This is a genomic window from Streptomyces sp. NPDC001100 (assembly GCF_053598575.1).
The window spans coordinates 126,927-147,859 of record NZ_JBSFKO010000018.1 but is presented as its reverse complement, the minus strand read 5'-3'; the positions used below and the strand labels follow the sequence as shown (position 1 = coordinate 147,859).

At 71.0% G+C, this 20,933-nt stretch carries 17 protein-coding genes; 8 read left to right on the top strand and 9 right to left on the bottom strand.

Annotated elements, in window-relative coordinates; translation table 11 throughout:
* Positions 1–317 precede the first annotated feature (317 nt).
* Positions 318–1,199, bottom strand: coding sequence for an oxidoreductase (locus ACWDEW_RS26220; protein ID WP_450515514.1), 882 nt, complete (start codon positions 1,197–1,199; stop codon positions 318–320).
* A gap of 134 nt (positions 1,200–1,333) precedes the next feature.
* Here ACWDEW_RS26220 and ACWDEW_RS26215 point away from each other — a divergent pair, with 134 nt between their 5' ends.
* Positions 1,334–2,206, top strand: a complete 873-nt coding sequence (locus tag ACWDEW_RS26215; RefSeq protein ID WP_450515512.1) for a helix-turn-helix transcriptional regulator — start codon at positions 1,334–1,336, stop codon at positions 2,204–2,206.
* Between the two features lie 6 nt (positions 2,207–2,212).
* Here the strand turns inward: ACWDEW_RS26215 and ACWDEW_RS26210 are convergent, their stop codons facing one another.
* The 4 genes from ACWDEW_RS26210 to ACWDEW_RS26195 form a co-directional block, all read right to left on the bottom strand.
* A complete protein-coding gene (locus ACWDEW_RS26210; protein WP_450515510.1) occupies positions 2,213–2,587 on the bottom strand; it encodes a toxin Doc in 375 nt (124 codons plus the stop codon).
* A 3-nt stretch (positions 2,588–2,590) separates the two neighbouring features.
* Entirely contained in the window at positions 2,591–2,836 is a 246-nt protein-coding gene (locus ACWDEW_RS26205) for a hypothetical protein (RefSeq protein ID WP_019068554.1), read from the bottom strand.
* Positions 2,837–2,918: 82 nt separating this feature from the next.
* Positions 2,919–3,530 carry a hemerythrin domain-containing protein gene (locus ACWDEW_RS26200; protein WP_450515508.1) on the bottom strand — a complete coding sequence of 204 codons (612 nt, stop codon included), beginning with the start codon at positions 3,528–3,530 and terminating at the stop codon, positions 2,919–2,921.
* Positions 3,527–5,140 (bottom strand): DHA2 family efflux MFS transporter permease subunit, encoded by a 1,614-nt coding sequence (locus ACWDEW_RS26195; RefSeq protein ID WP_450515506.1) that lies wholly within the window; start codon positions 5,138–5,140, stop codon positions 3,527–3,529. The genes ACWDEW_RS26200 and ACWDEW_RS26195 overlap by 4 nt, the downstream gene beginning before the upstream one ends.
* 167 nt (positions 5,141–5,307) lie before the next feature.
* On the opposite strand from ACWDEW_RS26195, the gene sigJ reads away from it, so the two are divergent.
* Both sigJ and qcrB read left to right on the top strand, forming a co-directional pair.
* Positions 5,308–6,231, top strand: a complete 924-nt coding sequence (gene sigJ, locus ACWDEW_RS26190) for an RNA polymerase sigma factor SigJ (protein WP_450515504.1) — start codon at positions 5,308–5,310, stop codon at positions 6,229–6,231.
* Positions 6,228–7,694 (top strand): cytochrome bc1 complex cytochrome b subunit, encoded by a 1,467-nt coding sequence (qcrB, locus tag ACWDEW_RS26185; protein ID WP_450515503.1) that lies wholly within the window; start codon positions 6,228–6,230, stop codon positions 7,692–7,694. The genes sigJ and qcrB overlap by 4 nt, the downstream gene beginning before the upstream one ends.
* Positions 7,695–7,703: 9 nt before the next feature.
* Here the strand turns inward: qcrB and ACWDEW_RS26180 are convergent, their stop codons facing one another.
* From ACWDEW_RS26180 to ACWDEW_RS26170, 3 genes are all read right to left on the bottom strand, one after another.
* Positions 7,704–8,159 carry a hypothetical protein gene (locus tag ACWDEW_RS26180; protein WP_450515501.1) on the bottom strand — a complete coding sequence of 152 codons (456 nt, stop codon included), beginning with the start codon at positions 8,157–8,159 and terminating at the stop codon, positions 7,704–7,706.
* Positions 8,160–8,166: 7 nt separating this feature from the next.
* Positions 8,167–10,410, bottom strand: coding sequence for a glycoside hydrolase family 9 protein (locus ACWDEW_RS26175; protein WP_450515499.1), 2,244 nt, complete (start codon positions 10,408–10,410; stop codon positions 8,167–8,169).
* Positions 10,411–10,563: 153 nt separating this feature from the next.
* Positions 10,564–13,662, bottom strand: a complete 3,099-nt coding sequence (locus tag ACWDEW_RS26170) for a glycoside hydrolase family 2 TIM barrel-domain containing protein (protein WP_450515497.1) — start codon at positions 13,660–13,662, stop codon at positions 10,564–10,566.
* Positions 13,663–13,918: 256 nt separating this feature from the next.
* Here ACWDEW_RS26170 and ACWDEW_RS26165 point away from each other — a divergent pair, with 256 nt between their 5' ends.
* Positions 13,919–16,294 (top strand): SpoIIE family protein phosphatase, encoded by a 2,376-nt coding sequence (locus tag ACWDEW_RS26165; RefSeq protein WP_450515495.1) that lies wholly within the window; start codon positions 13,919–13,921, stop codon positions 16,292–16,294.
* A gap of 17 nt (positions 16,295–16,311) precedes the next feature.
* On the opposite strand, the gene ACWDEW_RS26160 is transcribed toward ACWDEW_RS26165, so the two are convergent.
* Positions 16,312–16,854, bottom strand: a complete 543-nt coding sequence (locus tag ACWDEW_RS26160) for an RNA polymerase sigma factor (RefSeq protein WP_450515493.1) — start codon at positions 16,852–16,854, stop codon at positions 16,312–16,314.
* A 46-nt stretch (positions 16,855–16,900) separates the two neighbouring features.
* Here ACWDEW_RS26160 and ACWDEW_RS26155 point away from each other — a divergent pair, with 46 nt between their 5' ends.
* The 4 genes from ACWDEW_RS26155 (at position 16,901) to ACWDEW_RS26140 (ending at position 20,933) form a co-directional block, all read left to right on the top strand.
* The gene (locus ACWDEW_RS26155) at positions 16,901–18,274 is read left to right on the top strand and encodes a serine/threonine-protein kinase (protein WP_450515491.1); all 1,374 of its coding nucleotides are present in this window, start codon (positions 16,901–16,903) and stop codon (positions 18,272–18,274) included.
* Positions 18,275–18,399: 125 nt separating this feature from the next.
* Complete coding sequence (locus ACWDEW_RS26150) at positions 18,400–19,101, top strand: DUF4232 domain-containing protein (RefSeq protein ID WP_450515489.1); 702 nt, start codon at positions 18,400–18,402, stop codon at positions 19,099–19,101.
* A 70-nt stretch (positions 19,102–19,171) separates the two neighbouring features.
* Positions 19,172–20,422, top strand: coding sequence for an arsenic transporter (locus ACWDEW_RS26145; protein ID WP_450515574.1), 1,251 nt, complete (start codon positions 19,172–19,174; stop codon positions 20,420–20,422).
* Between the two features lie 16 nt (positions 20,423–20,438).
* Positions 20,439–20,933, top strand: a complete 495-nt coding sequence (locus tag ACWDEW_RS26140) for a universal stress protein (RefSeq protein WP_450515487.1) — start codon at positions 20,439–20,441, stop codon at positions 20,931–20,933.

The following is a 20,933-nucleotide window of genomic DNA, read 5'->3' as shown; positions in this document are numbered from 1 at the left end:
CACCCTTGCACAACCCACTGAACCCAACAAGGCACTTGGGCAACATCCATACCTTTGAAAGAAAGTCAGATGCGCCGGCAACGAGGTTCACCGGCACCGGCTTTCGACTTTCCATGCGCCCCGTGTGAACCATGCGCACACTCCGGTGCGTCGCGCACGCTCCCGGCGCACGGCACCGCGCGGTCCACTGGATTCGGCCCTTCTCGGAGGCCACGCGCTGGACGGCGGCTCTCCCGCGCCAAACGGCCGCCGACCCTGCTCCTCCCGCCCTCGGTCGGCGGCCCCGAGGGCGGGGGCGGCCCACCCCCGCCCTCCCTTCACCGGGCCTGGGCCTCACCGCTGATGGTGTCGAGTTCGGCGATCGCGTCGGCGGGCAGCACCAGGTCCGCGGCGGCGATGTTCTCGCGCAGATGGGCGCGGGACGAGGTCCCCGGGATCAGGACGGTGGTGGCCGAGCGCTGCAACAGCCAGGCCAGGGCGACCTGTTGGGGCGAGGCGTCCAGCCGGGCGGCGACCTCGGCGAGGGTCTTGGACTGCAGCGGGGTGAACCCGCCGAGCGGGAAGTACGCGGCGAACGCGATGTTCTCCGCGGCACACCGCTCGACGAGCGCGTCGTCCTGCCGGTTGGCCAGGTTGTACAGGTTCTGCACGGTGACGACCGGGGCGATGGCCTGGGCCTCGGCCAGCTGCGCGGCGGAGACCGTGCTCAGCCCGAGGTGCCGGATCAGCCCCGTCTTCCGCAGCTCGGCCAGGGCGCCGAACTTCTCGCCGATCGACTCCTCGTCGGCGGTGTCCTGGGCTCCGACCCGGAGGTTGACCACGTCCAGCGCGTCGAGCCCGAGGTTGCGGAGGTTGTCGTAGACCTGCGCCTTGAGGTCCTCGGGGTGGCGGGACATGATCCAGCTGCCGTCGGGGCCGCGCCGGGCGCCGACCTTGGTCACGATGTGCAGGTCGTCGGGGTAGGGGTGGAGGGCCTCCCTGATGATCTCGTTGACCACGACCGGGCCGTAGAAGTCACTGGTGTCGATGTGGGTGATCCCCCGCTCGACGGCCTCGCGGAGGACGGCCACCGCTTCGGTGCGGTCCTTCGGCGGGCCGAAGACGTGGGGGCCGGCCAGCTGCATGGCGCCGTATCCCATACGGGTGAGGGTCAGGCCCTCTGCGGGAGTGAGGGTGCCGCCGGAGACGGTGTCGGCCATGATGGCGCGCCTCTCGATAGGTGGGACGTCGTGCGACCGACTCTGCGTCCGTCGCGGCCGGGCAGGCAGTACCCGGCTGTTCCTGGTAGTGACGGGGACACCCACCTGCGCGGATTCGGATCTACGGTGGTGGGGTGGACGGCAAGAACGCGCTCGGTGAGTTTCTGCGGGCCCGCCGGGAGCGGGTCCGGCCCGAGGACGTGGGCCTGAGCGGCGGCGGGCTGCGCCGGGTGCCGGGGCTGCGCCGGGAGGAGGTCGCCCTGCTGGCCGGTATCAGCTCCGACTACTACCTGCGCCTTGAGCAGGGCCGGGACCGCAACCCGTCGGCGCAGGTGCTGGAGGCGCTGGCCCGGGTGCTGCGCCTCGACGCCACCGCGAGCGCTCATCTGCTGAGCCTGGCGCAGCCGGAGCGGCCAGCCGCGTCGCGCAGACGGGCCAGGAGGCCCGAGGCGGTGCCGGCGAGCGTGCGGGAACTGCTGGACACCTGGTCGGGGCATCCGGCGTATGTGCAGAACCGGTTCACGGACTGCCTCGCGGCCAACGCGCTGTGCCGGGCGCTGTCCCCGAACTATGTGCCGGGTGCGAACCTGCTGCGGTCGGTGTTCCTCGACCCCGCCGAACGCGAACTCCGGCGCGACTGGGAGGAGTTGACCGCCGAAGGCGTGGCGACACTGCGCGGCCACATCGGCCCCGATGTCGACGATCTGCGGCTGGTGGAGCTGGTGGGCGAGCTGTCCGTGCGCAGCGAGCGGTTCCGGCTGCTGTGGAGCCGGCACGAGGTACGGCCGATGGTCGGCCGGATCAGCCTCCTCAGCCATCCGCTGGTCGGTGACTTCGAGCTGCGGTCGAACAAGTTCGAGATCCCGGGCACGGACGCCCTGAGCATCGTCGTCTTCCACGCCGAGCCGGGCAGCCGCAGCGCGGAACTGCTGGCCCTGCTGGGCAGCCTCGCCGCGTCCGAAGACGGCGTACCCGAGGAGACGTCACCGGCGCACGAGGACCGGTGACGCCGCTCAGATCTGCCAGGAACGAAGCCGTTCCGCCGCGCCGTACGCGTCCGTCTTCCCGGAGATCAGGTCGCGGGTCAGGTCGACGAGGGCGCCGTACGGCGGATCGATGCCGCCGCCGCTGACGAACATGTAGGCGACCGCCGTGGCGCAGGCGAAGCGGGCGTTGGCGGACGGCAGGGGCTTGAGCAGGGCGAGGGTGTGCAGCAGGGCGGTGGCCCGCCAGGCGGGATCGGAGTCGACACCGAGGCGGGGCGGGTCGACGCGGTGCCGGGCGACGGCCGCCACCAACGCCGAGAAGTCGTTGATGGTGGGCTGGTCCGGGAGCACTTCCTCATGGCGCTGGAGGAGCCACGGCACGTCGATATGGATGACGGACATCCCTCAGGCGACCCGCCCCTCGCCCTTGGCCGCCGGTTCGTCCTCCGGGAAGGCCGCGGCGAACTCGTCGGCGTGCGTCGCGAAGAAACGGCGGAAGGCCTCGGCCCCCTCCTGCAGCGCCCGGTGCCGGGCGATGTCGGCGGCGGCGGCCTCCCGGACGAGGGCCTTCATCGACGTACCGCGCTCCTTGGCGATCTGCCGCAGGTCCTCTAGTTCGCGATCGCTGAACTCCACGTTGAGAGCTGGCATGCCCTCACGGTACCGCTCGGGTACTTAACCGTAAATACTGCCAGGTCAGGAGGTACACCCGACGGTACCGGGCGGCCAGGTCCTAGCGCGTGGACCACAGTCCCCTGCGCCGATAACTCCCCTCCCAGAAGACCCGGTTCAGCACCCGCACCGGCGGCGGGAACGCCCCCAGGAACCGTGCCCGGTCCACCGCCGACGCCCCGTCGACGAGCCAGGGCACGAACACCGCGGCCCCGCGCAGCCCCTGTGTCTCCCGCAGCCGCCCGGTGAAGGCGGCCCAGTCCGCGTCGGTCAGCACCTCCCCCATCAGCGGCAGCACGCCGTCCTCCTCGTGCTTGAGGTGATCGTCGAGGGTGGCCCGCAACGCCCGTACCAGATCGGGGAGTTCGAAGGCCCGGTCGGCCAGTGCGGTGTCCACGGCGGCCAACAGCGGGTCGATACGGGCGTGTTCGGCCTCCATCTCCTCCAGCATCCCCAGATCCCGCGTACGCCCTCCGACCCGCGTCCGGACGCGCGGCCACAGGTCGCTGTCCTCGGCGGTGTGGTGGACGTGGAGTTGGTGCTTGAAGTTCTCCCAGCCGGCGAGGACCGGGGCGGTGTGCGCCCGGCCGACCGCGACCGCCCCGGCCAGCCGCTCCAGGTCGCGCCGGAAGGCGTCGTGGGAGGCGTACATGGGCGTGAAGTCGATGGTCATCGTGCGGCTTCCTCCAGTTCGGACCCGGACACGGGCAGGGCGTGCGGGTTGGCGGACGGCCCCTGGTGCCGTCGTACGGCGAGACAGGCGAGCGCGCCGGTCAGCAGGACGGCGACGGCGACGTATACGGCGGGTCCCATGGCGTTGACGAAGCCGTCGTCGAAGACGTGACCGCCGAGGGCGCGCATCCGCTCGGCGATGCCGTGCGGGACGCCGGACGGGGCGCCGCCCTGCCGCCCGGCACCGATGTCGGACTCGGGCCTGGAGAACGCGGCGACGAAGGACTCCCGGTAGGCGGTGGGGAGTTGACCGGCGCGGGCCCGGGCCTGTTCGGTGAGCGAGGAGGCGAGCTGGGCCTGCAGCACCGCGCCGATCACGGCGCCCGCGAGCACCGAGCCGACCTGGCGCAGCGCGTTGGTGACACCGGAGGCGGCTCCGGCGAGCCGCGGCGGAACGCCTCGCATGACCTCGGTGGCCATGGGCGCGAAGGTGCAGCCGACGCCGAGGCCGGTGAGGAAGAGCGGGAAGGCGATGGTGAGCCAGCCTGTGTCCACGTCCGCGACGCCGACGATCCAGATCAGTCCGCCCGCCCAGGCGAGCAGCCCGCCCATCAGGATGAACTTGCCGCCGAGCTTGTCCGCGAGGGCTCCGGCGGGACCCGCCATGACGAACGAGCCGAGGGCGACGGGCAGCAGGACCAGTCCCGCCTTCTGGGCGCTGAAGCCGAGCACGGACTGCAGATAGATCGTCAGGGGCAGGAACATGCCGACCACGCCGAACGACACGGTGACGCCCACGAAGTTGATGAACGTGAAGTTCCGGTCCCTGAACAGCGAGAAGGGGACCAGGGGTTCGCCGTTCTGCTGTCCGCGCTCGTGGAACAGGAAGGCCGCGAAGAGGACGGCCGCCGCGCCGAACAGGCCCCAGATCCAGGCGTTCCAGTCGTAGCGCTGCCCCTCGGTCAGGCCAAACGCCAGGCAGAACAGGGCAGTTGAGGCGAGGGTGACACCGAGGGTGTCGAAGCGGCGCCGTACCGTGCGCTGGGCTCCCGGGATGACCGCCATGGTCAGCACGAGCACCAGCGCGCCGATCGGCAGGTTGACGAAGAAGATCCACCGCCAGGACAGACGGGTGATCAGCACCCCGCCGAGAATCGGGCCGAGCGCACCGGACACGCCCGCGACGGCACCCCAGATGCCCATCGCGACTCCGCGCCGGTCGGCCGGGAACACCTCGGTGATGATCGACAGGGTCTGCGGCATGAGCAGCGCCGCGCCCAGACCCTGCACCGCGCGGAACCCGATGAGCTGCGCCGGGTCCCGCGCGAGCCCGCAGGCGAGGCTGGCCAGGGTGAACAGGGCGACTCCGGCGGCGAACAGATTGCGTTTGCCGCGCAGGTCGCCGAGGCGCCCACCGGTGATCAGCAGGACGGCCAGCGCCAGGGTGTAGGCGTTGACGACCCAGAGGATCTCGTCCAGTGACGCCCCAAGGTCCTGGCCGAGTTGGGGGATCGCGATGTTCACGATCGTCAGGTCGAGGAGGGTCATGAAGAACCCGAGCGAGAGCGTGATCAGGATCGCCCAGGGATTGCCGTGCCACTTCTTGAACACGATGTCGGTCTCCTTGCGTAGGACTCGCGGTCAAGAGGCCGGGGCGGCCGGCGGATGTGACACGGCGCCGGTGCACAGAGACGTACGTCACATTCGGCTCCTCGGCTGTCACATTCCGGCTCTCGGCACCCCTCGCAGTAGTGAGCACGCACTGGGGAGGCGCGGGTATGTCCGAGATCGCTGTCACCGAAGAGGCGACCGATGACTTCATGGACCATCGGGAGCTGTTGTTCAGCCTCGTCTACAACATGCTGGGCAGCGTCGCCGACACCGACGACGTCCTGCAGGAGACCTGGCTGTCCTGGACGGCGCGCGCCCGCCGTTCCCCGCTCGACACCATCACCAACCGGCGCGCCTATCTCGTCCGGATCGCCGTCAACCACGCGCTGCAGCGCCGCGCCACCATCAGCCGCCGCCGCGAGACGTACGTCGGCCCGTGGCTGCCGGAACCCCTGCTCGGCCCGGCCGACGACCCCGTCGACCCGGCCCTGCGCGCCGAGTCCGTCTCGCTGGCCATGCTGGTGGTGCTGGAGTCACTGAGCCCCCTGGAGCGGGCCGTGTTCGTCCTCAACGAGGTGTTCGGGTACGCCCACACCGAGATCGCGGACATCATCGAGCGCTCCCCCGCCGCCGTGCGCCAGCTGGCGCACCGGGCGCGGGCCCATGTGCACGCGCGACGGCCGCTGTACGAGGCGCATCCCCGGGTGCGCCGGGAGGCGACGGAACGCTTCGTACGGGCCGCGGTCGGCGGGGACATCGCCTCGCTGATGGAGATCCTCGCGCCGGACGTCACGGTCTGGACGGACAGCGGCGGCAACCGGAAACCGGCGGGCCTGCGCCCGGTGCACGGCCGGGACAAGGCGGTCCGCCTCATCAACTCCTTCGCGGGCAGGCGCCGTCCGCTGGACCTGGAGCTGACCTACCGGCGCGTCAACGGCGACGACGCGGCCGTGCTGTTCGAGGGCGACGAGCCGTACGCGGTGATGGTCATGGACCTCACGCCCGAGGGCGACCAGGTGTCCGGGGTCTACATCGTGACCAACCCCGAGAAGCTCACGCATGTGCGCAAGGACGAGGAGGAGGACCAGTGACCGCCCCTTCCGACTCCTCACGGGGCGAGCGCGTAGCCGACTGGTTCGACGGCCGCCTCGGCATCCACTCGCTCGCCAAGCGGTATCTGCGCAAGGTGTTCCCGGACCACTGGTCGTTCCTGCTCGGCGAGATCTGCCTCTACAGCTTCGTGGTGCTGATCCTCACCGGCGTGTATCTGACCCTGTTCTTCCACCCCTCCATGAACGAGGTGACGTACCACGGGAGTTACGTCCCCCTGAACGGCATCCGGATGTCCGACGCCTACGCCTCGACGCTGCACCTCAGCTTCGACGTGCGCGGCGGGCTGCTGGTACGGCAGTTGCACCACTGGGCTGCGCTGGTGTTCATCGCCGCGATGCTGACGCACATGATGCGGCACTTCTTCACGGGCTCGTTCCGCAAGCCGCGCGAGCTCAACTGGCTCTTCGGCTGGACCCTGTTGTTCCTCGGCCTGTTCGAGGGCCTCTTCGGCTACTCGCTCCCGGACGACCTGCTGTCGGGCACGGGCATGCGGTTCGTGGACGGCGCGCTGCTGTCGGTCCCGGTCGTCGGGACGTACCTGTCGATGTTCCTGTTCGGCGGCGAGTACCCCGGCCACGACATCGTGTCCCGCTTCTACTCACTGCACGTGCTGCTGATCCCCGGCGTCATGGCGGCCCTCGTGGTCGTCCACCTCATCCTGGTCGTGTACCACAAGCACACCCAGTTCGCGGGCCCCGGCCGCACCGAACGCAACGTGGTGGGCTCCCCGTTCATGCCGGTGTACCTGGCGAAGGCGGGCGGCTTCTTCTTCCTGGTCTTCGGCGCGCTCACCCTCCTCGCCGCGGTGGCGTCCATCAACCCCGTCTGGTCCTACGGCCCCTACCGCGCCGACCAGGTCTCCACGGGTGCCCAGCCCGACTGGTACCTGGGCTTCGCGGAGGGTCTGGTCCGGGTGATGCCGGGCTGGGAGGTCACCTTGTGGGGCCACACGTTGGTGCTCGGCGTACTGATACCCATCGTGGTCTTCCCGCTCCTCCTCGTCCTCATCGGCGCGTACCCGTTCCTGGAGCCCTGGCGGACGGGCGACAGGCACGAACACCATCTCCTGGACCGCCCCCGCAACCGCCCCACCCGCACGGGCCTCGGCGTCGCCTGGATCAGCCTCTACCTGATCCTCCTGGCGGGCGGCGGCAACGACATCGTGGCGACCCGCCTCCATCTGTCGATCAACACCGTCACATGGATGGTGCGGGTCGCGGTGTTCGCCGTCCCTGTCCTCGCGTTCGTCGTCACCCGCCGCATCTGCCTTGGCCTCCAACTCCGGGACGAGGAACTGGTGTTGCACGGCCGCGAGACGGGCGTGATCAAGCGGCTGCCGCACGGCGAGTACGTGGAGGTCCACCGGCCACTGGACCCGGCGGAACTCCACACACTCACCGCGCACAAACGCCCGAGGGAACTGGTGGAACGCGAGCCCTGACCCTTCTCCCTACCAGGCCGGCCGCGGATCCCGGAGGTGCTCCGGGGTCTGCTCGGGCAGCTCGCGGTCCTGGTCCGTCCGCAGCAGGTAGCCCGGATCGGGCGGGAACTCCTCGGTGGGCGGGGCCGGTTGGTGGAACCGGCGGGTGCGCGGGAGGGTTACCTCCACGAGCTTTCCGTCATGGAGCATCCACAGTCCGAAGCACTCGTCGTCCTCGTCGTGGATCAGCACCTGGACGCTCCCCGGCCAGGGCCACGGGAGCGACTCCAGGTGCCTCAGGAGCCCCTCCCGTGGGCGCATGCGCTCGAACTCGGTGGCCCATCCCGCGCCGAACGACGTCCCCCACTGGCTCTCGATCGGAACGAACCGGCCACGCCAGCTGCGCTCCGGATCGTCCCGGGTCAGCGGTTCCATCACTTCGTGCGCGTGCAGGGCCAGCACGACGACCTCGGCGAATCTGCTCATCCGGAGATCATCCCTGATCCGCCGCGAACGAGGCCATCCAGGCCAGTGCCGCGTTCCAGTTCACCGCCGTCTCGTTCGTCGACCAGGACTGGATGTCGTCGATGTAGCAGAACTGGCCGACACAGCCGTTGAGTTTGCTCTGTGCGTAGGGGTCCTGGATGGACGAGTTGGGGCCGCCCGCCAGGGTTCCGTCGGGTGGGTTCGGGAGGCTCGGGTCGAGTTCGTGGGCGTACCAACGGCTGTGCTCGTTGTGGGAGTTGGCCTCGCCGTAGCCGGTGACGTACGACATGTTGAGGGCGTTGCGGCCGAGGATGTAGTCCATGCTCTGGAGCGCGCCGTCGCGGTACTTCGCGGCGCCGGTGAGGTCGTACGCGGTGGCGACGACGTGCGCGTTGTTGAGGATCTGGCTGTTGGAGCCCCAGTCGTAGAGGTTGCCGGGCGGTGCGTACGGCATGCCGTAGGGCTGGCTCCGCAGTGTGGCCAGGTAGGCGTCCGCGCCCTCGATCACCGAGCGGCGGAGCTTGTCTCGGCCGGGCAGGCGGCTGGGGACGGTGGCGAGGTCGAGTCGGCCGAGGGCGGCCGTCCGTGCCCAGTCGAAGCCGAGGCTGCCGAAGATGTCGGCGGTGTTGAGCGGCGAGTTGGTGACCTGGTCGGCGAACTGCCGTTCCCCAGTGGTGAGATACAACTCGGCCGCCGCCCAGTAGAACTCGTCGGTGGCGTTGTCGTCGGGGTAGGCGCCGCCACCCGTGCCGTCGTTCGGGTCCGGGTAGACCGTGGGGTGGGCGAGCGCCGCCGCCCAGGCCTTGCGCGCCGCCTTGAGTGCCTTCGCCGCGAACTCCCTGTCGTAGGGCCGGTACAGGCGGGCCGCCTGCGCCGCCGTGGCCGCCAGGTTGAGCGTGGCCTGCGTGGTCGGCGGGTGCAGTTCGCGCTTCTGCGGGTCCTGGCTCGGCAGCAGCGGCAGCCCGGTCCACTGCTCGTCGTGGACCTTGTCGTGGGCCATGCCGGCCAGCGGCTGTCCGTCGGGCACCTGCATCTTCAGCAGGAACTCCAGCTCCCAGCGCGCCTCGTCGAGGACGTCCGGCACCTTGTTGCCGCTCTCCGGGATGGCGAGCGTTCCGTCGCGCAGCTTCGCGGGCTGTCCGGTGCGGGCCAGCCGCGAGCGTTCGTAGGTGCTGAGCAACTCCCAGGTGGAGATACCGCCGTTGACGACGTACTTGCCGTGGTCCCCCGCGTCGTACCAGCCGCCGGTGACGTCAAGTGTGTAGTCGCACAGGCCGGGTTGGCAGGGCACGTTCGCGTCGCCCTGGTTGGGGGCGACGTTCAGGTGACCGGCCGGGCGGGCGTACCCGGGGCGCAGGTCGTCGCGGATCGCGATACCGCTGCGCTGCGTGTAGTAGTACTTCAGCGAGTCGAGCCGCAGCCGCTCGTAGGCGGCGGTCCCGATGTCGAAGGGCCGGCTCGTCTCGCCGTCCGCCACCAGCGTGAAGCCCTCGCCGCGCCCCCGGTACGCACCGAAGTCGATGGACTGCACGTTCTGTCCGGACGCCACGTCGGTGCCGCGCGGCACGGTCCGCCCGTGCGCGACCACCGCACCGGCCGCGTTCCTCAACTCCCAGGGCAGCACGGCCGTCGACGCGGTCACCAGCGTCGCGTTCTTCGGCCCGCCCGGCAGATACGCGACCTGGTTGACCCGCACACGGGGTCCGGTGTCCGGCTCGTACACCTCCGGCGGCACCCCGCCCAGCAGGGACACGTCGTCCATGCAGAAGTGCCAGCCCTCCGCACTCCCGCCGACCTGGAAGGCGACCTGCCCCTGCGTGGTGTCGACGGGCGAAGTGAACGTGTAGGCAAGTGAGTTGCCCGACGCGCTCAGCTCGGGGCTGATCTCGTAGTAGGTGTCGTACGGCGACACGGACAGCCCGACGACGGCCCGCACCACGTGTCCCGCGGGTGAACCCGAGGCCCTGAAGGCGAACTTGTACGACTCGCCCTTGACCAGCGTGATGTCGTTCTGGCCGACGGCGGCGTCCCAGCGGTTGGTCGTGCCGCCGGGGACGTCCGCGCAGAGCTGCCCGCCGGAGAGCCCCGCGGTGACGTTGCTCGTCGTCCACCAGGGTGCGGTGGTGGTGTCGAAGGTGCCGTTCCTGACCTGTTCGATCTCGTCGGCTCCGGCCGGGCCGGCCGGCAGGGCGGTGAGGGCTGCCGCGAGGAGGGCCGTGGCGGCGAGCAGGGTCGTTCTGCGTCGTTTCACGTCTGGGCTCCTCGGGGAGGTGGGGGCGCGCTCCGACGCCATGCACGGTGGGAGCGCTCCCAGATGCGGACGTGGTCATGCTGTTCGAGACATGACATTTCGTCAACGGTCCGGACAGGCCAGATTCCCGTCCGGACCGCAGCGAACGTCGTACTACCCGGCTGGAGCTTCCAACTTGCTGATCCGCAGCGCCCCTTGGGCCACTCCCGGACGGCTGCTCGTCATGGTCAGCCGCAGCCGGGAGCCCCGCAACGCGTCGAAGGTGACGACGGTCGGACTGTCCGAGGCGGTGGCCCAGTCGACGGCCGTCCCCTCGACCGGCACCCACGCACCGCCGTCCCACACCGCGACCGCGACCGCCGCGGGCAGGCTGTGTGTCGCGTCCACGGTGAACGACACCTCCACCCGGTCGAAGGACCGCGTCCTCCCCCAGTCCACCGACACCCAGTCCTTCTCGCGGGCGCCGTTGAAAGCGGGCAGCAGGGCCGTGGCCGACTTGGCGAAGGCGTTGGACCAGCCGGTGGCCGGGTCGCCGTCGAGCACGGCGACCGGGAGGGTGTCGGGGCGGCCCGAGTAACTGGCGTCGGCGCAGGGGTAGTTCGGGGGTGCCGGGTAGTCGGCCTCGAAACGTGGTGCCGATGTCGCGGCCACGTCCCGGGCGGGCGTCGTACGGACGGTCATCGTGCCGGTCCGCAGCCCCTCAGCCCGCGCCGTCACCTTCAGCGCGCCCGCCCGTGTCCCGGACCGGACGATCGCAAGTGCCTTGCCGTGGAAAGCGGTTCGGGTGCTCGCCTGGTAGCGCTCGGCGCTCTCCTCCCGCCCGTTGTCCAGCCCGGCCAGGGAACCGCCCTTCACCTCGAAGGCGATCAGGTCCTCGGCGTCCGGCAGCACGACACCATGGGCGTCGACGATCTCCGCGGTGACGAAGACCAGTGAACGGCCGTCGGCGGCAAGGGACTTGCGGTCGGCCGTGAGGCGCACGGCATGCGCGCGCCCCGCGGTGCGCAGCACGTCCGTCGCCACCGTCCTGCCGCCGCTGCTGGCCACCGCCTTCAACTCGCCCGGCTCGTAGGCCACTTTCCAGCCGAGGTGCAGTTTGCCCGCGCTGCCGTTCGGGCTGGTGTAACTGCCCGGATAGGGGCCGGTGGTGAAGGTCTTGTCGTCGCCGGTGCCCTCGGTGGTCTCCAAGTAGGTGCGGCCGTCGGTGGTCTTCTTGGTGTCGAACGTCCGCGTGCCGAGGGTCTTTCCGTTGAGGAACAGCTCGACGGTGTCGACATTGGCGTAGGCCCAGACCTCGACCGTGTCGCCCGGCTCGTGGTTCCAGCTCATCGGCACCAGATGGACCATGGGCTCGGCGGTCCACTGGCTGCGGAAGAGGTGGTACATGTCCTTCGGGAAGCCCGCCGTGTCGACCGCGCCGAAGAAGGACGCCTTGACCGGGAACACGTTGTACGGCGTGGGCTCCCCGATGTAGTCGATGCCGGACCACAGGAACTGGCCCGCGAACCACTTCCGGTCGCGGTCCTTCTTGTGCCCGTACTCGCCGCTCATCGTCCAGGAGGCGAGGTTGTTGTCGTAGGAGGAGGTCGCGCGTCTGCCCGGGGTGTGGTTCTCACCGGTGTTGAGGTGTTCCGGCTCCTGGTAGGTGGACCGGGTCGAGGTCTCGGAGGACGACTCCGACTCGAAGAGGAACAGGTGCGGATAGGCGGCGTGCAGGGCGTCGACGGACTTGGCGGTGTTGTAGTTGAGGCCGAGGCCGTCGAGCTTGGCGAGCATCAGGTCGGCGGCCGAACCCTTGGCCGGTACGGAGTGGTACTTGTCGGAGCCGATGACCACGGGCCTGCTGTCGTCGGCCGCCCTGACGGCGCCGATGATGCGGTCGGCCATGGCGAGCCCTGCGGTGGAGGTCGAGTCCGGGATCTCGTTGCCGATGGACCAGAGCACCACCGCGGGCGAGTTGCGGGCGGCGCGGACCATCTCGGTGGCGTCCGCCTCGCACCAGGTGTCGAAGAACCGGTGGTAGTCGTAGGTCGTCTTGCCGGTGTGCCAGCAGTCGAAGGCCTCGACCATCATCACGATGCCCAACTCCTCGCAGGCCTGGACGATCTGTGGCGAGGGCGGGTTGTGGGAGGTGCGGAAGGCGTTGACGCCCATCGACTTCATGATGGTCAGCTGCCTGCGCACGGCGTCGAGGCTGATCGCGGAGCCGAGGGCGCCCTGGTCGTGGTGGAGGTCGACTCCCTTGATCTTGGCGGGGGTTCCGTTGAGGGAGAAGCCCTCGTCGGGGTCGAAGCGGTAGCCGCGGATGCCGAAGGTCGTGCGGTACGTGTCGACCTGCTTGCCGCCCACGCGTAGTTCGGTCTCCAGGGTGTAGCGGTGGTCCGGGGTCTCGATGTCCCACAACCGGGGTTGGGGGACGGTGAGTTCATGGGTCTCGGTGGTGCGGTCGGCGACACTCGCCGTGGAGGTGGCGCGGGCCACGGTCCGGCCGTCGGGGTCGACGATCCGCGATCCGATCTCGACCTCGCTCGCGGCGCCCGACTCGTTCAGCACGGACGTCCGCACCCGTACGACGGCCCGTTCGGCGGTGATGTCCGGCGTCGTGACGTACGTCCCCCAGCGCTCGACGTGCACCGGCTCGGTGATCACCAGCCGGGCCTCGCGGTAGATGCCGCTGCCCGAGTACCAGCGGCTGCTGGGCAGTTGGTTCTGCACCTTTACGGCGACGACGTTCTCCGTGCTGCCGTCGGTGTGCAGCAGGTCGGTGAGGTCGAAGGCGAACCCTGTGTATCCGTACGGGTGTTGGCCGACCTGTGTGCCGTTGCAGTAGACGTACGAGTCCATGTAGACGCCGTCGAACTCCACCGAGATCCGCTTGCCCTCGAAGGTCGGCGGCAGGGTGAGGGCGATCCGGTACCAGCCGAGGCCACCGGGGAAGAAGCCGGTGCCGCTGGTGGTGCCGTTCGCCGTGGTGGGGGTCTGCTCGATGCTCCAGTCGTGCGGGACCGCGACCTCGCGCCAGGCCGAGTCGTCGTAGTCCGGTGCGGCGGCGTCGGCGTAGGCGCCGGTCGGGTCGGTGATCCCGCCCGGGTTGACCAGCGCGAAGCGCCAGCCGTCCCGCAGCGCGACGGTGTGGCGGCCGGACGCGCCCGCCGTGGCGCCGACGGCGCGTGCGGCGGGGGTGGCCAGGAGTGACACGGCCGTCGGCGCGGCCGTAGAGGCGATCAAAACCGATCTGCGAGTGACCGTCATGGCGGCTCTCCCTCATCAGGGCCCAGAAGTACTCACAACTGATCGTGACCGAACAGATTCTGACGGGGTGCCAGGCCGGGACGTCAAGGGGGCGGGGGCGGCCAACCGTCCCGGGCGCCACTTCGACCGGATTTCCCCCTTGACCGCCCGGTTCCGCGGGCCTGGGGGTTCTCGTCCGCGCGGGACTGTGACGCACTAGGCTGGAACACAAGTGGCCTGGTTGTTCACTGTGAGTGCGCGCGATGGAGTGGCGAGGATGAGTCCGGTCTACCCGTTCGACGATGCCGCGACGGCGCGGGTTGTCATCGACGATGCCGGAACTCTGGTGGAGTGGAACGAGGGGGCGCAGCGGCTCCTCGGCCACACCGCGGGCGAGGTCGTGGGCCGCCCTGCCGTACGACTGCTGGCCGGTGGCACCGGAGCCCTCCCCGTTCCCACCGGTGCCCGCTGGGACGGCACGGTCACGCTGTGGCACCGGGACGGCCGGGCCGTGCCGGTGTGGCTGCTGGCCCACCACCGGAGCCCCAGGGACGGCGGACCGGGCGACTGGCTCGTCGTGACACCGCTGGAGGGCGGCGGCCCCCGCGCCGACGAGGACCCCCTCGCGACCGCCGCGCTGACGCAGTCGCCGTGCGCCATCGCGGTCTACGACGAGCATCTGCGGCTGAGCCGGGTCAACGACGCGATGGCCGAGGTGATCGGTCTGCCCGAGGAGCGCATCCAGGGCCTGCGGATCACCGAGATCGGCGGCAAGACGCAGAGCGCGGAGCTGGAGCAGTACATGCTGCGCGTACTCACCTCCGGCACGGCCCAGGACTTCCAGATCTACATGCGCACCGGCGGCGAGGACGCCGCGCACGCCTGGCTGGCCCGGATGGCGCCGATCACCGACGCCGAAGGGCGCGTGCGGGGCGTGTGCCTGGCCGCGCACGACTTCACCGAGAACTACCTGGCGCGCGAGCGGCTGCAACTCGTCAACGAGGCGAGCGTCCGCATCGGCACCACCCTCGACGTCACCCGTACGGCCCAGGAGCTCGCGGATGTCTGTGTGCCGGCCCTGGCCGACTTCGTCAGCATCGACCTGCTGGACCCGCAGGAGCACGGCGGTGAGCTCCCGGCGGCGATCACCGCGCCGGTGCGGCTGCGCCGGGTCGCACACGCCTCGGTGCAGCAGGGCAGCCCCGAGGCCGTCGCCAAGCCGGGCCAGTCGGACCTGTACCCCGCCCAGTCCCCGCAGGCGGACGCGCTGGTCGCGGGCCGCACGCTGGTGGCCTCGGGCCGGGACCTCGAACTCTGGCTGGCCTGGGACAGGACCCGCACCAGACGCGTCCAGGAGTACGGCATCCACTCCTCGATGGCGGTACCGATCCAGGCCCGGGGCGTCACCCTCGGCGTGGCGGTCCTGACCCGGTACCGGCGCATCGACCCGTTCACCGAGGACGACGTGCTGCTGGCCGAGGAGGTCACGGCACGGGCCGCCGTCTGCATCGACAACGCCCGCCGCTTCTCCCGCGAACGCGAGACCGCGCTCGCCCTCCAGCGCAGCCTGCTCCCCCGCAAACTGCCGCGCACGGCCGCCCTGGAGGCCGCCTCGCGTTATCTGCCGGCGGCGCGTGCCGGGGTCGGCGGCGACTGGTTCGACGTGATCCCGCTGTCCGGGATGCGGGTCGCCATGGTCGTCGGGGACGTCGTCGGCCACGGCATCCAGGCCTCCGCCACCATGGGCCGGCTGCGCACGGCCGTCCGCACCCTCGCCGACATCGACCTGGCCCCGGACGAGCTGCTGACCCACCTGGACGACCTGGTCGTCCGGCTGTCCGCCGAGGCGGGCGGCGAGGGCAGCCCGGGCGAGGTCGGCGCGACCTGCCTGTACGCGGTGTACGACCCGGTGTCCCGGCGCTGCACGCTGGCCCGCGCCGGGCATCCGCCGCCGATCATGATCCGGCCGGGCGGCCCGCCCGAGCACGTCGACCTGCCCGCGGGACCCCCGCTGGGCCTCGGCGGACTGCCCTTCGAATCAACCGAGTTCGAGCTGCCCGAGGGCACTGTGCTCGCGCTGTACACCGACGGGCTGACCGAGAACCGCGAGCGGGACCTCGACGACAGTCACCGGCTGCTGTTCGACGCGCTGTACGCCTCCTCGGACTCCCTGGAGGAGACCTGCGACCGGATCCTGCACGCCGTGCTCCCGCCGGGCGGTGCCGCCGACGACGTGGCGCTGCTGCTGGCCCGCACCCAGGGCCTGCCCGCCGAGCAGGTCACCACCTGGGACATCCCGGCCGACCCGTCACTCGTCGCCCCGATCCGCAAGCAGGTCGTCGAGCAGCTCGACAACTGGAACCTCAGCGAGGCCGGGTTCACGGCCGAGCTGGTGGTCAGCGAGCTGGTCACCAACGCCATCCGCTACGGCGCGCACCCCATCCGGCTCCGGCTCATCCATGACGCGGCCACGCTCATCTGCGAGGTGTCCGACACCAACCACACGGCCCCGCACCTGCGCCGCGCCAAGACCTGGGACGAGGGCGGGCGCGGACTGCTGCTGGTCGCCCAGCTCACCCAGCGCTGGGGCAGCCGACACACGGCCGACGGCAAGACGATCTGGGCGGAGCTGTCGCTGTTCGACGAGGATTGAGCGTCAGGAGAGGTCGGTCAGGTCAGCCAGGGTCTGACCTGGCGGCGGGCCTCGTGCAGCCGCGACTTCAGCGTGCCGAGCGGGATGCCCAGGCGCTCGGCGATCTCGGCGTACTCCAGCTTGCAGATGTCCCGGTACACCAGCGGTTCGACCAGGTGCGGGGACTCCCGCTCAAGGCGCTCGATCGCCTCCAGGAGGTCGATCTTCGACCCGGCGATCACACTCGTGGTGCGCGGGTCGACATGCTGCGTGACATCGATCACGGCCGGCTGCTCGGCGGCCCGCCGCTTCAGCTCGCGGTACTTCTGCCGGGCGCCGTTGGCGACGACCGTGTAGAGCCAGGTACTGAAGAGGCTGCGGCCCTCGAACGTGCCGATCTTCCGGGCGACTTGCAGCAGTACGTCCTGCGCGGCCTCCTCGGCGTCCTCCCGGCACGGCAGGAACCGCCCGCACCGCCGTACCACGTCGGGCTGGATCGTCCTGAGCAGCGCGTCGAGAGCGGTCGTGTCACCGGCTGCCGCGCGCCTGGCCAGCTCCTCGGTCGGCGCCGTGTCCTGCACTGGATCCACTCCTCCGCCTCGATCTCCGAGCAGGCATGATAGTCCCATGCACTACGTCGAACAGATCGGCCGCTACCGCCTTGAACGCCGCCTGGGCAGCGGCGCGTTCGGCACGGTCTGGCTCGCGCACGACGACGAGCTCGAAGCCCCGGTGGCCGTGAAGGTCCTCGCCGAGAACTGGGCGCACCGCATGGACATCCACGAGCGCTTCCTCTCCGAGGCCCGGCTGCTGCGCAGGGCCGGTTCGAACCGGGTGGTGCAGGTCTACGACATCGGTGAACTGCCCGACGGGCGGCCGTACTTCGTGATGGAGTACGCCGACGCCGGCACCTTCGCCGATCTGCTCGCCGCCGGTCCCCTGCCCGTGCCCGAGGTGCTGCGGCTGACCGCGCTGGCCGCCCGGGGTGCCGCCGCGCTGCACGAGGCGGGCATCGTGCACCGGGACATCAAGCCGACGAATGTGCTGCTGCGCACCGCCCCGGACGGCACCTCGCGGGTCCTGCTGGCCGACCTGGGCCTGGCGAAGAGCCTGGCGCAGGCCTCGGGTCTCACCCTGGCCGCGGGTTCCGCGGGCTATCAGCCGCCGGAGCAGGCCCGGCCCGGCTCGGGCATCGACGAGCGCGCCGACGTGTACAGCCTGGGCGCGCTCGGCTACGAACTGGCCACCGGCACGGTCCCAGGGGCGCCCGGTCAGGTCGTACGGCCGGACCGGCTGCGGCCCGACCTCTCCCCCGAGGTGCAGCGGGCCCTGCTGCGGGCGCTGGAGCCTGACCGGGAGCGGCGCTGGCCGACGGCGCGGGCGTTCGCGGAGGAGCTGGAGCGGCTGGCCGCCCAGGCCACCCCGGTGCACAAGGCGCGCGGACGGCACCGGGGGGTCGCGCTGATGGCGGGACTGTTCGTCGTCGTGGCCGCGGGGACGGGCGTCGCGGTGCTCAACCTGCCGACGTCGCGCGGGAGTTCGGTACTGACGGTCAAGGACAGCACCAAGCGGGTGGTGGTCGAGGTGCCGGGCGCGTGGGGCCGTCAGCTGCGCGACTCGGGCTGGGATCCGCACGCGATCGGGCTGAGCGCCGGGCAGGAACCGGGGCTGGCCGTCGCCGACGACCTGGCGAAGTGGCCGGACCTCTCGGCGGACGTGAACGGTGTGTTCGTCGGGCTGAGCGAGCACGGCAGCGTGGCGACCAAGGTGGACGGCATCGCCCACTCCGGCTGCCACTACGACGGCAGCCGCGCCTACTCCGACGCCACCTGGCGCGGCACGATCCGTACCTGGAGCGACTGCTCGGGCGGCACCCGCACCCTCTCGGAGACCGCGCTGCGCATGGCAGGCGGCGCGGCGCAGCCCCAGGTGTACGTCCAGATACGGCAGCACAGCGGCGACGCGACCTCGCGCATACTGCGCTCGCTCCGGGTCACCTGATCCACTGTCGTAGTCACTGTCGTAAAAGAAGTCGTCGATCCCGCGAACCTTTCGGTGCGCACGCGCATCGGACCCCTGTGACAGCGCGCGAGGCGCTGTGGGGTGAACTTCCAGGAGTGTTGAAGATGGCGAACACGTCCCAGTCCCTGCGCCGGGCGGCCCTGCTCGTGAGCGCGCTCGCCGTACTGGGCCTGACGACCGCCTGCGGCGACGGGAGCGGCACGGTGAGCAGCCCGCAGACCCAGTCGGGTACGGCCGCGCCCGTCGGCGGCGACCCCTCGGCCGACGGGTCCGGCACGCCGGTGACCTCGTCGAGCGGCTCCGACACCGAGGCCGGCTCCGACTCGTCGGGGTCTTCCACCTCCTCGTCCCCCTCCACGGGGTCGGACACGTCCGCCGCGAGCAGCAGCCGGTGCCACACCTCCGAGCTGAAGGCCACGGTGGGCGGCAACGATCCGGGCGCCGGGCAGGAGAACTTCCCGATCGTGCTCACCAACTTCTCCGGCCGTACCTGCACGGTGCGCGGCTATCCCGGCGCCGCGTTCGTGAACGCCTCCGGCACCCAGCTGGGCCCGGACCCCGTGCGCGAGACGGGCAGCGCCGTCACCACGGTCACCCTGAAGCCGGGGCAGAGCGCCTGGGCGGGGCTGACCTTCTCCAACCCGGAGATCAGCGGCGCGAAGACGGCGACCCCGGCCACGCTGGTGGTGACCCCGCCCGACGAGAAGGACCCGCTGAAGGTGACCTGGACGAACGGCGCGGTGCCCGTGTCGGGCAACTCGTCCTCGGTGCGGCTGACGGTGTTCAGCGCGGGAACGGGCGCCTGAGCGCGGGCTTTCCGGCGCGGCCTGGTTACATGGGGCGAGCACCGCTGCCCGCGTCCCGGAGGACCGTCCCCTGAACACCCCGCTCGCCGAAACCCTGTCCGTCGTCCTGCTCGTCGCCGTCCTCGTATGGGCCGTCGTCCGTCCCTTCGGGTGGCCGGAGGCGGTGATGGCGGTGCCCGCCGCCGGAATCGCCGTCGCGACCGGGGCGATCTCGCTCGACCACGCGCGGGCCGAGGCCGAGCAGCTCGGGCCCGTGGTCGGGTTCCTGGCCGCGGTCCTGGTGCTCGCCCACTTCTGCGATGTGGAGGGCCTGTTCCGGGCCTGCGGGGCGTGGATGGCCGAGTGGGCGAAGGGCAGCCCGGGCCGACTGCTGACGGCGGTGTTCGCCCTCGCCTCCGCGATCACGGCCGTACTGAGTCTGGACGCCACCATCGTGCTGCTGACTCCGGTCGTGTTCGCCACGGCGTCCCGGATGGGCGTGCGCCCGAAGCCGCACGTCTACGCCTGTACGCACCTGTCGAACACCGCCTCGCTGCTGCTGCCGGTCTCCAACCTCACGAACCTTCTCGCGTTCGCGGCGAGCGGCCTGAGCTTCACCCGGTTCGCCGGGCTGATGGCGCTGCCCTGGCTGGTCGCGATCGGCGCCGAGTACCTGGTGTTCCGGAAGTTCTTCGCCCGCGACCTCGCGGCGGCCGCGCCCTCGCCGAGCTCCGGCGACACGCCCGGGCTACCGGTGTTCGCGCTGGCGACCGTCGCCTGCACCCTCGCCGGGTTCGTGCTGACCTCGGCGATCGGCATCGACCCGGCGTGGGCCGCGTTCGCGGGGGCGCTCGTCATGGCCGGCCGGGGACTCCTGCGGCGGCAGGCGACCCCGCTGACGGTCGTGCGGGCCGCCGCGCCGTCCTTTCTGGCGTTCGTGCTGGCGCTCGGGATCGTGGTGCGGGCGGTGGTGGACAACGGGCTCTCGGACGCGCTCGGGCACGTCCTGCCCGGCGGGACCGGGATCGCGGCCCTGCTCGGGATCGCCGCGCTGGCCGCCGTACTGGCGAATCTCATCAACAATCTGCCGGCCGTGCTGGTGCTGCTGCCGTTGACCGCCCAGTCCGGTCCGGGGGCCGTGCTCGCCGTGCTGCTCGGGGTGAACATCGGGCCGAACCTGACCTACGCCGGGTCGCTCGCGACGCTGCTGTGGCGGCGGATCGTGCATCAGCACGAACACGGCGTGGATCTCAAGGAGTTCACGAAGCTGGGGCTGCTCGCCGTGCCGTCTGCGCTCGTCCCGGCGACGGTGGCACTGTGGGTGTCGCTCCAGGTTCTCTGACACCGAGGGAGACCGAATGCGTGTGATCGCCTGGCTGGTCGAGGGCACCTGGCCCGCCTGCGTGGACGCCGTACGGACGCATGCGCCGGAGGATTCCGACGTGGTGCTGCTGCATGTCAGCGGGCCCGATGTTCCCGGGCTCGCGCACGGGGCGTTCGCCGGGCTGCTCGGGCGGGGCGGTCCGGGGCGTGATCCCGGGACCCGGCTGGAGGATCTGGGCAGCACGTCTGCGGCACAGCTGCTGGACGCGGCGGCCGAGCGGCTGGGGCGGCCGTGCGAGCGGCTGGAGCGGGCCGGGCGGGTCGAGCGGGAGGTGGTGGCCGCGGCCGGGGACGCCGATCTGCTGGTGCTGGCCCGCGACGGCGACCGGGCCCGGCTGGGCCCGCACAGTCTCGGGCCCGCCGTCCGGTTCGCCGTCGATCACGCGCCCTGTCCGGTGCTGCTGGTGTGGCCGGAGGCGGCGCCGGGCATCGCCACCATGCCGCCGCCACCGCCGCATCCTCCGCAGTGA